General features: G+C 66.1%; 16 protein-coding genes. 7 read left to right on the forward strand and 9 right to left on the reverse strand.

Going from position 1 to position 12,122, the window contains the following annotated elements; all coding sequences use genetic code 11:
- The 3 genes from recA to WBF82_RS00625 all read right to left on the reverse strand — a co-directional run.
- A partial coding sequence (gene recA / locus WBF82_RS00615) for a recombinase RecA (RefSeq protein ID WP_424381173.1) occupies window positions 1–973 on the reverse strand: 973 nt, incomplete at its 3' end.
- A gap of 230 nt (window positions 974–1,203) precedes the next feature.
- A complete protein-coding gene (locus tag WBF82_RS00620; RefSeq protein WP_424381174.1) occupies window positions 1,204–1,398 on the reverse strand; it encodes a DUF3046 domain-containing protein in 195 nt (64 codons plus the stop codon).
- A gap of 10 nt (window positions 1,399–1,408) precedes the next feature.
- The gene (locus WBF82_RS00625) at window positions 1,409–2,581 is read right to left on the reverse strand and encodes a glycosyltransferase (protein ID WP_424381175.1); all 1,173 of its coding nucleotides are present in this window, start codon (window positions 2,579–2,581) and stop codon (window positions 1,409–1,411) included.
- Between the two features lie 36 nt (window positions 2,582–2,617).
- Between WBF82_RS00625 and WBF82_RS00630 the strand changes: the two genes are divergently transcribed.
- Together WBF82_RS00630 and WBF82_RS00635 are read left to right on the forward strand one after the other, a co-directional pair.
- Window positions 2,618–3,040 carry a limonene-1,2-epoxide hydrolase family protein gene (locus WBF82_RS00630; protein ID WP_424381176.1) on the forward strand — a complete coding sequence of 141 codons (423 nt, stop codon included), beginning with the start codon at window positions 2,618–2,620 and terminating at the stop codon, window positions 3,038–3,040.
- A gap of 9 nt (window positions 3,041–3,049) precedes the next feature.
- A complete protein-coding gene (locus WBF82_RS00635) occupies window positions 3,050–3,472 on the forward strand; it encodes a DUF5313 domain-containing protein (protein ID WP_424381177.1) in 423 nt (140 codons plus the stop codon).
- Here the strand turns inward: WBF82_RS00635 and pspM are convergent.
- From pspM to pgsA, 5 genes are all read right to left on the reverse strand, one after another.
- Window positions 3,469–4,287 (reverse strand): phage shock envelope stress response protein PspM, encoded by an 819-nt coding sequence (pspM, locus tag WBF82_RS00640; RefSeq protein ID WP_424381178.1) that lies wholly within the window; start codon window positions 4,285–4,287, stop codon window positions 3,469–3,471. The two genes, WBF82_RS00635 and pspM, sit on opposite strands and share 4 nt — an antisense overlap.
- Window positions 4,288–4,301: 14 nt before the next feature.
- A complete protein-coding gene (gene pspA / locus WBF82_RS00645; RefSeq protein ID WP_424381179.1) occupies window positions 4,302–5,129 on the reverse strand; it encodes a phage shock protein PspA in 828 nt (275 codons plus the stop codon).
- An 87-nt stretch (window positions 5,130–5,216) separates the two neighbouring features.
- Complete coding sequence (gene clgR, locus WBF82_RS00650; RefSeq protein ID WP_424381180.1) at window positions 5,217–5,552, reverse strand: transcriptional regulator ClgR; 336 nt, start codon at window positions 5,550–5,552, stop codon at window positions 5,217–5,219.
- An 85-nt stretch (window positions 5,553–5,637) separates the two neighbouring features.
- A complete protein-coding gene (locus WBF82_RS00655; RefSeq protein ID WP_424381181.1) occupies window positions 5,638–6,126 on the reverse strand; it encodes a CinA family protein in 489 nt (162 codons plus the stop codon).
- Complete coding sequence (gene pgsA / locus WBF82_RS00660) at window positions 6,104–6,700, reverse strand: CDP-diacylglycerol--glycerol-3-phosphate 3-phosphatidyltransferase (protein ID WP_424381182.1); 597 nt, start codon at window positions 6,698–6,700, stop codon at window positions 6,104–6,106. The genes WBF82_RS00655 and pgsA overlap by 23 nt, the downstream gene beginning before the upstream one ends.
- Before the next feature lie 54 nt (window positions 6,701–6,754).
- Between pgsA and WBF82_RS00665 the strand changes: the two genes are divergently transcribed.
- Entirely contained in the window at window positions 6,755–7,330 is a 576-nt protein-coding gene (locus WBF82_RS00665; protein ID WP_424381183.1) for an amino-acid N-acetyltransferase, read from the forward strand.
- Window positions 7,331–7,336: 6 nt separating this feature from the next.
- Here WBF82_RS00665 and WBF82_RS00670 read toward each other — a convergent pair whose 3' ends face one another.
- Window positions 7,337–9,829, reverse strand: a complete 2,493-nt coding sequence (locus WBF82_RS00670) for a DNA translocase FtsK 4TM domain-containing protein (protein WP_424381184.1) — start codon at window positions 9,827–9,829, stop codon at window positions 7,337–7,339.
- Window positions 9,830–9,959: 130 nt separating this feature from the next.
- Here WBF82_RS00670 and WBF82_RS00675 point away from each other — a divergent pair, with 130 nt between their 5' ends.
- The 4 genes from WBF82_RS00675 to WBF82_RS00690 form a co-directional block, all read left to right on the forward strand.
- The gene (locus WBF82_RS00675) at window positions 9,960–10,274 is read left to right on the forward strand and encodes a putative quinol monooxygenase (RefSeq protein WP_424381185.1); all 315 of its coding nucleotides are present in this window, start codon (window positions 9,960–9,962) and stop codon (window positions 10,272–10,274) included.
- Window positions 10,274–11,092 carry a mycofactocin-coupled SDR family oxidoreductase gene (locus WBF82_RS00680; RefSeq protein WP_424381186.1) on the forward strand — a complete coding sequence of 273 codons (819 nt, stop codon included), beginning with the start codon at window positions 10,274–10,276 and terminating at the stop codon, window positions 11,090–11,092. Before WBF82_RS00675 ends, WBF82_RS00680 begins: the two co-directional genes overlap by 1 nt.
- A gap of 92 nt (window positions 11,093–11,184) precedes the next feature.
- Window positions 11,185–11,619, forward strand: a complete 435-nt coding sequence (locus WBF82_RS00685; RefSeq protein ID WP_424381187.1) for a hypothetical protein — start codon at window positions 11,185–11,187, stop codon at window positions 11,617–11,619.
- Between the two features lie 63 nt (window positions 11,620–11,682).
- Window positions 11,683–12,122 (forward strand): gluconate 2-dehydrogenase subunit 3 family protein (locus WBF82_RS00690; protein WP_424381188.1); only part of this gene is annotated, 440 nt, incomplete at its 3' end.

Consider the following 12,122-nt stretch of genomic DNA (forward strand, 5'->3'; position numbering starts at 1 on the left):
TGATCTTCTTCTCGATCTCGTTGGCCACGTCGGCGTTCTCCATCAGGAAGGTGCGGGCATTCTCCTTGCCCTGACCCAGCTGCTCGCCCTCGTAGGTGAACCACGAACCGGACTTGCGGATGAAGCCCTGATCCACGCCCATGTCGATCAGCGAGCCTTCCCTGCTGATGCCCTTGCCGTAGAGGATGTCGAACTCGGCCTGCTTGAACGGCGGCGACACCTTGTTCTTGACGACCTTGACCCGGGTGCGGTTACCTACCGCATCGGTGCCGTCCTTGAGCGTTTCGATCCGCCGCACATCCAAGCGCACCGAGGAGTAGAACTTCAAAGCCTTACCGCCCGTTGTCGTTTCGGGCGAACCGAACATCACCCCGATCTTCTCACGCAGCTGGTTGATGAAGATCGCCGTCGTACCCGAATTATTCAGCGCGCCAGTCATTTTCCGCAGCGCCTGGCTCATCAGCCGGGCCTGCAGTCCGACATGGCTGTCGCCCATCTCGCCTTCGATCTCCGCCCGCGGCACCAGTGCGGCCACCGAGTCGATGACCAGGATGTCCAGCGCGCCCGAACGGATCAGCATGTCGGCGATCTCCAGCGCCTGCTCGCCGGTGTCGGGCTGGCTGACCAGCAACGAATCGGTGTCCACGCCCAACTTCTGGGCGTAGTCGGGATCCAGCGCGTGCTCGGCGTCGATGAACGCCGCGATGCCGCCGGCGGCCTGGGCGTTGGCCACCGCGTGCAGTGCGACGGTGGTCTTACCCGAGGATTCCGGGCCGTAGATCTCCACGACCCGGCCGCGCGGCAGGCCGCCGATGCCCAAAGCGACGTCGAGTGCGATCGACCCCGTCGGGATGACCGAGATCGGCTGGCGCACCTCGTCGCCGAGGCGCATCACCGATCCTTTGCCGTAACTCTTCTCGATCTGGGCCATCGCCAGGTCGAGTGCCTTCTCGCGGTCAGGGGCTTGCGTCATGGTGCTACCTCTCGGTGTAGTCGGTGTCGATTGACCGGTATTGGTCAGTTGGCCGCGACGTTAAAGCAGCCCACCGACAAGTCCGCGTCTGTCGAACAATCACCACAGTAGCGAACAGGTGTTCGAAAGCAAGAAGACGCGCCGTCTCTCATCGAGATTGCGTTGATGGCTGTGCTTGACGCCCCGACCACGCCCCTCAGCGCAATTTCGGCGAATGTAGGCCCAAAGATTCACCACTGCTCGCGGGGGACGTCGAAGTCGACGCAGAGTGCCCGCCACACGTCCCGCGGGTCCACGCCGTCCTCGATCGCCTGCGCACCGGTGCGGCCGTCGAACCCGGTCAGCACGTGATCGGTCAGCACCGAGACGCCGTAGGTGGCGCCGAACCGCAACGTGACCCGTTCGTGAAACTCCGTTAGCCGCACACATGCGAACCTACCCAGCGGGGGCAAGCGCATCGTGGCACACCCACACCGGATCGGCGACGTCGGTGACGCTGGCCGCGGCACGCTGGGCAGCTTGGCGGTAGTTCGGCGTCGAGAGCACCTCGTTCACAGCTCTAGTCAGTGCCTCGGCGGTCAACGGCCGAACCAGTTGCCCGCTGCCCTGGCGCACCACCCGGTTGGCGATCTCCCACTGATCCCCTCCACCGGGAATCATCACCAGCGGCACACCGGCCAGCAGAGTCTTGGCCACCATGCCGTGCCCGCCGCCGCAGATGGCCAGATCGGCCTGCGCCAGCAATTCGTCTTGGCGTCCCAGCCCGGCCACCGCCCACGGCGGCACCGTCAGATCCGGACCGTTCAGCCGCGACACCACCACTCGTGCACCGGCAGGTAAACCGGTACCGGGTACCAGGCTGTCCAGGGCGGTCTGCGCCATCCCCTGCGTCCCGGTCAGCGCCGTGGACGGCGCGACCACTACGACCGGCCCGGCACCGGGCGGGATCGGCAGCAGTTGCTCGGTCGGCTCGAAGTGCAGCGGACCCACCAGGATGGCTTCGGCCGGCCAGTCCGGACGCGGGACCTCCAGGGCGGGCAGCGTGGCGATCAGCCGCCGCAGCGGCCCGGGATCGATAGCTGGCAGGCCGATGCCGACGCGGACCTCCGCCCGCTGGCGGATACCCGCACGCCAGGAGCGCGCGGTCATCGCCCGCATCGCGGTGTCCCGCAGCCGGCCCGTGATACCGGTGCCGGGCGCGAGCCCGCTACCTAGTGGCGGCAGCCCCTTCGACGGCAGGTACAGCGGATGCGGGTTCAGTTCGATCCACGGGATGCCCAGCAACTCGGCGGACATCCCGCCGCACGCCGTGATGACATCCGACACCACGAGGTCCGGCGCCAGCTCCCGTAGCTGGCCAAGATTGAGCACGGCCATCCGCGCGGCGCGCTGGTGGATCTTGGCGCCGGCGTCACGGTCGTCGTCCTCGGTGGTGGGGTCGAGCCCGGCGAGTTCGACGGAGTCGACGCCGGCGGCGCGGGCAGTCTCGAGCCATTCGGTGCCGGTGAGCAGGGTCGGCTTGTCGCCGGCCGCCGAGAAACGCCGACACAGCGCGATGGCCGGAAACGAGTGTCCCGGGTCTGGTCCAGCGACCACGGCGACGCGCATCGCCCTACCCTGCCACAGGAGCCTAGGGTGGTGATCATGACCGAGCAGACTCTCGAGAACACCCGCGCTGTCGAGGTGTTTCTGCATGCACTGCAGGACGCGGACCTCGAAACCGCCGGCGCCGCGTTGGCAGAGGACCTGGTGTACCAGAACGTCGGGTTGCCAACGATTTACGGGCGCAATAGGGCAATGAAGCTGTTTAGTTCGTTGGGTGGCGCCAGCGCGTTCGAGGTGAAGATCCACCGCATCGCGGCCGACGGTGCCGCTGTGCTCACCGAACGCACCGACGCGTTGATCTTCGGCCCGCTGCGGCTGCAGTTCTGGGTATGCGGTGTGTTCGAGGTCCACGGCGGACGGATCACGCTGTGGCGCGACTACTTCGACTTTTTCGACATGTTCAAGGCGACGCTACGAGGCCTGGCCGGGTTGGTCGTGCCGTCGCTGCGGGCGTCGTTCTAGAACAGTTCGATGAGCGACAACACGGTGCGCACGCGGCCGAACGCGCTGCAGTTCATCCGCTATTGCTGCGGCGGGCGGTTGCCCGACTCGATGCGGGACTGGGTGCGCAACGATCTGGCCGGCAAGGGTGCGACGGGCCGGATGATGCGAAGGGTCGCCGTTCCGGCGGTATTGGTGCTCGCGCCATTCTGGCTCATCCCGACGACGTGGGATGTCCACCTGAGCATGACGCTGCCGATTTTGATCCCGTTCGTGTATTTCTCGCACGCGCTCAACAAGGTGTGGCGCCGTCACATGCTGCAGGTGCACAACCTCGATCCAGATCTGGTCGACGCACGTCGTCGTCAGCGTGATGCCCACATCCACCAGGCCTACATCGAACGCTACGGCCCCAGGCCTGACTCAGACTCGTTCCGCGGCCACGACGTTTAGATTCGCGGTAGCCCTCCGAGTTCGTCGAACGCCTGCGCCCAACCGACCAGACGATCGGTCGCGCCGGTCAACTCGTCGCGGTAGCGCTGCCGCGAGGCCACCAGCGCGGCGCCGCGGTCTGCATTTGCCGAGGAAACCAATTGCGCTGCGGCGGTGACCATTTCGTTGTATTGGCGTACTCCCGCACTCAACTGGGCAGTGAACGCGTTGATAGTCGGAGCCAGGTATGACCGTGACTGCGGAGTGCCGTTGGCTGTACGCTCCATCGACACCACCTCGGCGGCGGTGGCCGCCATGGCGGCCGAGCTCTTTGTCGCGGCCTCGGTCAGGTCACGAATCTCGGTGGCGGGCAGCATGTTTCCTCGCTCCATGACGCCGACGAGTGAGAAGAAGCCGCGTTCGGAGGCTCCCAGCGCGTACATCGCCGGGCGCGCGGCCGAACTCGGCGGTGGCAGGCGTCGGCCGCTGGTCGGCCGCTGCGCGGGTAGCGGCTCGGCCCGCAGCCAGCGGTAGCGAATCAGCAGTAGCGTCGCGATCATCGCTTGCGCGACCGCGACCCCGCCGGTGATCTCCAGCAGCAGCGCGAACCAGCCCCACGCCGCCAGGATCGCCGTCACCACACCCCAGAACACCGTTCCGGTGGCGAATATCAACCCCCACCGCAGCGCACGCCGGCGCTGGCGCAGCAGTCGTGCCCGCGGATCGGTGGCGGCGCTGATCTTCTGCGCCACCAACTCGGAAACGTCGCTGGCCGTGTCGAGCCAGCGCAACAGCAACGTCCGCCATACCGCGCCGCGACTGGACTGCACCGCCATTTCGCTCCGCCCGTCTACTGCTGACCGATGGGTTTTTCGGTCGGGGCGGACTGAGGAGCAGCCGCCGGAGTGCCCGGGGCAGCCGTGCGGTCGCCTGCCTGCCCGCCGGCCGGCAATGCCTCGCCGCGCATCGAAGCGCGGATCTGCTCCAACCGCGAGTGGCCGGCCATCTCCACACTGGCGTGCTCGACCTCGAGCATGCGGCCCTGAACAGAGTTCTGTGCCAGTTCGGCGGACCCGAGCGCGTTGGCGTAGCGGCGTTCGATCTTGTCGCGCACCTCGTCGAGGCTCGGCGTGTTGCCCGGAGCGGCGATCTCGCTCATCGACCGAAGCGATGCGCTGACCTGCTCCTGCATCTTGGCCTGCTCGAGCTGGCTCAGCAGCTTGGTGCGCTCGGCGATCTTCTGCTGAAGCACCATCGCGTTTTGCTCGACGGCCTTCTTGGCCTGAGCGGCGGCGGCAAGCGCCTGGTCGTGTAATCCCTTGAGGTCTTCGACGCTCTGCTCGGCGGTCACCAGCTGAGCTGCGAAAGCCTCGGCGGCGTTGTTGTACTCGGTCGCTTTGGCGGTGTCTCCACCGGCGGTGGCCTGATCAGCCAATGTCACCGCCTGCCGGACGTTGACCTGAAGCTTTTCAATATCGGCAAGTTGGCGGTTGAGCCGCATCTCGAGTTGGCGCTGGTTGCCGATCACTTGCGCGGCTTGCTGGGTCAGCGCTTGGTGCTGACGCTGCGCTTCCTCGATGGCCTGCTGGATCTGCACTTTGGGGTCGGCGTGTTCGTCGATCTTCGCGTTGAACAACGCCATGACGTATTTCCACGCTTTGACGAACGGATTGGCCATGGATTAGCTCCGCCTTCGGTGTGTAGGTGTCTGCCACTCAGCCTCAATTTATCGGTTCCGCGCGGATTGCCACACCCTTGCTGCGCGTTAGGCAGAGGCTGATAGGGCCAGCGCGACGACGGGCGGGATGACGACCTTGGTGCTGGCGTCGATATTGGCCGCGCTGGCCGGCGAAACCGTCAGCTGCTCCAGGCGTGCCAGTTGCTCACCGGCCTCGACGAGCAGCTGAGACAACGGCACATCCAGCGCGTCGCAGATCGCGCTGAGCAGCTCGCTGGATGCCTCTTTGCGGCCACGCTCGACCTCGGAGAGGTACCCCAGGCTGACGCGGGCAGTGTCCGACACCTCACGCAGAGTCCGGCGTTGTTTGGTTCGGGCGCGACGCAGCACGTCACCGAGGACCTCGCGCAGTAATGACGGCATCGCGCTCTCCTTTGTCCGGTCAGCAGTTCAACAGGTCAACGTGCGCCGCGCGCCGATTGGTTCCCGATCTAATTGCGCGGCTGGTTCACGCCGCGGCCACCAGTGCGCGCAGCCTGCTGATCGACTCGCGGACCGCCGAGATGCGGATGTCCCAGCGCGTCCCGCTGAGCTGCAGCTTGATCACCTCAGTGTCGATCGGCCCGGCCAGGCCCATGAACACCGTGCCCACCTGGTGTCCGCCATGCGGCTCAGGTCCGGCCACGCCGGTCAAACCGATGCCCCAGGTGGCGTCGCATCGTTGCTGCGCGCCGACGGCCAGCGCCCGGGCGGTCGGGGCGGCCACCGGGCCGACTTCGTCGAGAATCTGCGGCGCGACACCGGCTAGCAGCACCTTGGTGCGTTCGGTGTAGGTGATCAGGCCGCCGCGCAGCACTTCGCTGGCGCCGGCCACTCCCGCGATGGTGGCGGCGAGCAACCCGGCCGTCAGCGACTCGGCGGTGGCGACGCTTTGGTTGCGGACTGTCAGATCCGCCACCAATCCGCGGGCATCCTCAGTCAGTAGCGGGTCGTTCACGGACATCCCTTGCGGCCGACACGACGTAATCCACGCCGGTGACCACGGTCAGCAGGATCGCGGCCCCCATCACTACCGACGCGACCACCACCCACGATCCCGACAGCGGCAGGATGAACAATCCGATCGCGACGGCCTGCACGAGGGTTTTGAGTTTGCCGCCGCGACTGGCCGGGATGACGCCGCGGCGCAGCACGACAAACCGCAGCACGGTGATCCCGACCTCGCGCGCCAGGATCACCACTGTCACCCACCACGGCAGATCGCCGAGCATCGACAGGCCGATCAACGCCGCGCCGATCAGCGTTTTGTCCGCGATCGGATCAGCCATGGTGCCGAACTCGGTGACCATGCCGTAGTTGCGTGCCAGCGCGCCGTCGAAGCGATCGGTGATGACGGCGACGGCGAAAACCACGAAAGCGGCTATGCGGCTGACGGTTTCATGACCATTCCCGGCGAACAGCACCAGCAGGAATACCGGGACCAGCACCAGCCGGAGCAGCGTCAGCATGTTGGCGAGGTTGGTGACGCGAACGCGCGGGACCACTGGACCGGTTTGAGGCTGCCCCGACACGGCATCAGAATATCGGTTGCCCAGCCGAGAAGCCGAAACCGATACTGTGCACCCGTGAGCGCAGCAAGCGATCCAGCGGCCATCCGGCCGGTGATTAGGCGCGCGCGAACCTCCGACGTACCGGCCATCAAACGTCTCGTCGACACCTATGCGGGCAAGATCCTGCTGGAAAAGAACCTGGTGACGCTGTATGAAGCGGTCCAGGAGTTCTGGGTAGCTGAACAGGAGGGCTTGGAAGAAAAGGAGGTGGTCGGCTGCGGCGCGTTGCATGTGCTGTGGTCCGATCTGGGCGAGGTGCGCACCGTGGCCGTCGCGCCCGAGTTGACCGGAAAGGGCATCGGCCACGCCATCGTCGACAAGCTCCTCGACGTCGCCCGGGAACTGCAGCTGCAGCGGTTATTCGTGTTGACCTTCGAGACCGAGTTCTTCGGCAAGCACGGGTTCACTGAAATCGAGGGGACGCCGGTAACCGCCGAAGTGTTCGAGGAGATGTGCCGCTCTTACGACATCGGTGTCGCCGAGTTTCTGGATCTCAGCTACGTCAAGCCCAACATTCTCGGCAACTCGCGGATGCTGTTGGTTTTGTCCTCGCGAACAGACGCAAATGTCCCCGACAGGCCGAGGAATTAGGGGCCTTTACGTCTGCTCGCCGCAACTGTCGGCGCCGGCATCACCGCGGATGGACATCAAAGTGGCGGCCAGCTCGTCGGGCTTGACCAACACATCGCGGGCTTTCGACCCTTCGCTGGGGCCGACGATTCCGCGGGTTTCCATCAGGTCCATCAACCGGCCGGCTTTGGCGAATCCGACTCGAAGCTTGCGCTGCAACATCGACGTGGAACCGAACTGGCTGGACACCACCAGCTCGACGGCTTGCAGGAAGACGTCCATGTCGTCGCCGATGTCGGGGTCGACGTCGGTGCGTTCCGCGGTGGGCTTGGCGGTGGTGACACCGTCGGTGTACTGCGGTTCGGCCTGTTCTTTGCAGGCGCTGACGACGGCGTGGATCTCCTCGTCGGTGATGAACGCCCCCTGCAGGCGAATCGGCTTGCTGGCACCCATCGGCAAGAACAGGCCGTCGCCCATGCCGATCAGCTTCTCCGCGCCGGCCTGGTCCAGGATCACCCTGCTGTCGGTGAGCGACGACGTCGCGAACGACAGCCGGGCGGGCACATTGGTCTTGATCAGCCCGGTGACCACGTCGACCGACGGGCGCTGGGTGGCCAGCACCAGGTGGATGCCCGCGGCACGAGCCTTCTGGGTGATCCGCACGATCGCGTCCTCAACGTCCCGCGGTGAGGTCATCATCAGGTCGGCCAACTCGTCAACGATCGCCACCACATACGGGTAGGGCCGATACTCGCGCTGGCTGCCCAGCGGCGTGGTGATCTCGCCGGAGCGCACCTTGGCGTTGAAATCGTCGATGTGGCGCACCCGCGACGCCTGCATGTCCTGGTAGCGCTGCTCCATCTCCTCCACCAGCCAGGCCAGCGCGGCAGCCGCCTTCTTCGGCTGGGTGATGATCGGCGTGATCAGATGTGGAATGCCTTCATACGGCGTCAGTTCCACCATCTTCGGATCGATCAGGATCATCCTGACCTCTTCGGGGGTGGCCCGGGCTAACAGCGACACCAGCATCGAGTTGACGAAGCTGGATTTGCCGGATCCGGTGGAGCCGGCGACCAGCAGGTGCGGCATCTTGGCCAGGTTGGCGGAGATGAAGTCACCTTCGATGTCCTTGCCCAGCCCTATCACCAGTGGGTGATGGTCGCGGCGGGTCGATGGTGCGGTGAGCACATCGGCCAGCCGCACCATTTCCCGGTCGGTATTGGGCACCTCGATTCCGACGGCGGACTTGCCGGGGATCGGGGCCAGCATCCGCACGCTCTCGGTGGCCACCGCGTAGGCGATATTACGTTGCAGCGCAGTGATTTTCTCCACTTTCACACCCGGCCCCAGCTCCACCTCGTAGCGGGTGACCGTCGGGCCGCGGGTGCAGCCGGTGACTGCGGCGTCGACCTTGAACTGCTCCAATACCGAAGTGATGGCATCGGACATCTGGTCGTTGGCGGCGGTGCGTCTTTTGGGTGGATCACCAGCCACCAGCAGGCTCAACGACGGCAGCGTGTAGGGCCCCTCGACAACCCGGTCGAGCGCAGGAGTGTCTTGCCTGCCTGTGGTTTTGCCGCCACGACGGCGCCGCGACACGGCGGGCTCGGGCACTGTCGGGGTGTCATCCGCGGCGACAGGAGCGCTCGAGGGCCACGCCTTTGCTTCGCCGTCACGATAGGACGACGGGTCGTCGTAGTAGCCGTCTGAAAAGTCTTCGCCCACACCACTTTCCGCGATTTGATCGTCATACGCCTCACCCTCGGACTCGAGGTAATCGAACATCCGGGTGCCGAACATGGACCGCAGCGTCTCCGGCACCTCGCGGATCGTGGTGCCGGTCAACAGCAGCACGCCGAACAACGCGCCGATGAACAACAGCGGCGCACAGATCCATGGGGTCAACCCCTCCGAGAGCGGTCCCCCGATCGCGAACCCGATAAATCCTGCCGCGTGGGCGCGCCCGACAGGGCTGTCCGGGGAGCCGGCCCACAGATGCCAAAGCCCCAGCACCGGCAGCGCGACCATCATCGCGCCCAGAACGAGTCGCGGCCGCGCATCCGGATTGGGCTCGGTCCGCATCAACAGCACCGCGATCGCGGCAGTGACCACCGGCAGCACCACGACCGCCGAGCCGATAAAGATCCGCAGCACCGAGTCGACCCATGCGCCGACGGGACGGGCGGCGTCGAACCAAGAGCTTGCAGCGACGACGACGGCAAGTCCCAACAGGGCCAGGGCAATCCCGTCACGGCGATGCCCGGGGTCGATGTCGCGGGCGCGGCCGACCGACCGCGCCGTTGTTCCGGTCCCCTTGGCCACCATCAGCCATGTCGCACGCACCGCCCGCCCGCAGGTTAGCCCTGCGCTGGTCACCAACGAGCGGTTGCGGCGCCGGGCTGGCCTGCGCGGGGCCTTGACCGGCTTGCGCCGGGCCTGAGCCGACCGCGAGCCGCCTCGCGAGGCCGCCTTTGACCTGGTCGTTCGGGCGCCGGATCGGGCGACAGTCTTGCTAGCCATGCCCGCAAGCCTAATCGCAATTGCATCATCTGCACCATCCGCCACACTGGTTAAAGCGATGTCGCGGCTTGGTCACGAAACCAGCTGTATAGGGTGACAGCCGTCACCCCAGAGCTCCCAGGAGGCCCGCATGCCCGTCGTCGTTGTCGCCACCATGACCGTCAAACCCGAATCGGTCGACGCGGTCCGCGAGATCCTCACCGACGCGGTAAAAGACGTGCACGACGAGCCCGGTTGTCAGCTGTACTCCCTGCACGAATCCGGCGACACCTTCGTGTTCGTCGAGCAGTGGGCCGACGAAGAGGCGCTCAAGACCCACAGCACTGCGCCGGCAATCGGCAAGATGTTCAGCGCCGCCGGCGAGCATCTGGCCGGAGCCCCGGATATCAAAATGCTGCAGCCCGTCCCGGCAGGCGATCCCGGCAAAGGACAGTTGCGTCCCTAATGGTGCGACCGCTCGAAGGGAAGGTCGCCTTCATTACCGGCGCGGCGCGCGGCCAGGGACGAGCGCATGCCGTGCGGCTGGCCGCCGACGGCGCGAACATCATCGCCGTCGACCTGTGCGGCCAGATCGCCAGCGTTCGGTATCCACTGGCCACCCCCGATGATCTGACCGCCACGGTCAAGCTCGTCGAAGACACAGGCTCGCGCATCGTGGCCAAACAGGGCGACGTCCGCGACCGGACATCGCTGTCTTCCGCCCTGCAAGCAGGCCTGGACGAGTTCGGCCGCCTCGACATCGTCGTCGCCAACGCCGGGATTGCTCCGATGCAGTCCGGTGACGACGGCTGGCACGACGTCATTGCCGTCAACCTCACCGGCGTCTACAACACCATCAAGGTCGCGATACCGACGATGGTCAAGCAGGACACCGGCGGATCGATCGTGCTGATCAGCTCGGCGGCCGGTCTGGCCGGCGTCGGCAGCCCGGACGCCGGTTCGGTCGGCTATGCGGCCGCCAAGCATGGCGTGGTCGGGTTGATGCGGGTCTACGCGAATCTGCTTGCAAGCCAAAGCATTCGGGTGAATTCGATCCATCCTTCCGGCGTCGAAACCCCGATGATCAACAACGAGTTCACCCGCGAATGGTTGGCCAAGATGGCTGCTGCGACGGACACGCCGGGAGCCATGGGCAATGCCATGCCGGTGGAAGTCCTGCAAGCCGAAGACATCGCCAACGCGGTGGCATGGCTGGTGTCGGACCAAGCGCGCTATATCACCGGTGTGACGTTGCCAGTCGATGCCGGCTTCTTGAACAAGTAGCCGAACGGCCGCGAACCCGAAGCGGCGCATCTCCGACACGCCGCGATTCGAGCATCCCCAGGTCAGCCACATAACGGCGGCATACTCAGCTCGTGGCCAGCAACGAGGCTGCCCGTTCAGCCGGCTCCTCGGCACCGGTATCCCGGCGCCAGATGGCCGCGGCGTACCGCTTCCTCTCACCGCATCAAGCCGCGGTACTCGACGCCGTCGCCGACCACTTACTTCCGGGGACGCAGCTAGTCGCCTACGTAGACGGTTTGCTGTCGCGGTTCGACGCCCAGACCTCCGCGCGTCGTGTGCGGGTCGCCGACCTTCGCGACCAGTACACCGACGGCATCGCGTTGCTCGACCAGCTGGCCGGCGGTGACTTCACCGCGGTGCCGCGACTGCGACAAGACCTCGTCGTGTCACACACTCAGGCCGCGCCCTTTGTCAGCGTGCTGTTCGATCACATCGTTGAGGCGATCTACGCTCCGCCGGAGGACATTCGGCACACCGCCGCAGACCACTACCACGAGACCGGCTAGCGGTCCGACACGCCGAACGCGTCCTTCCCCGGGGCGGTCCGCTATTCAGGTCATACTCTGGCGGTGGCCAGCGACGAGGCCGCCGAGGGATCCGGCTCGTCGGCGCCGGTGTCCCGGCGCACGGTGCTTGGCGGGCTGACCCTGATACCAATGGCCGCCGTCCTAGCCGGGGTCCTTCCGGCCGCTTCCGCCGACCCGCCCTACCTGTTCCTCTCGGCGCACCAGGCCGCAGTGCTCGACGCCGCCACCCGCCGACTGATCCCTGGACCGACGGACGACCCGCTCGAAACCGGTCCGGGGGCGCACGAAGCAAACGTGGTCCACTACCTGGACGTCATGCTGGCAGCGTTCTCCTTCTCGCCACCGATGGTGCACGCAGGGGGGCCGTGGAGCGACCGCGCCGGCGGCTCCCAGGACTTCATGGCCGACTTCGTCCCGCTCGACCGCGCCCAGAACTTCGCCTGGCAGCAGCGGATTACCACGCTTCGCGGCCAGTACGCAGG

This window comes from Mycobacterium sp. (assembly GCF_049673265.1).
In the GTDB taxonomy this organism is placed as follows: Bacteria; Actinomycetota; Actinomycetes; order Mycobacteriales; family Mycobacteriaceae; genus Mycobacterium.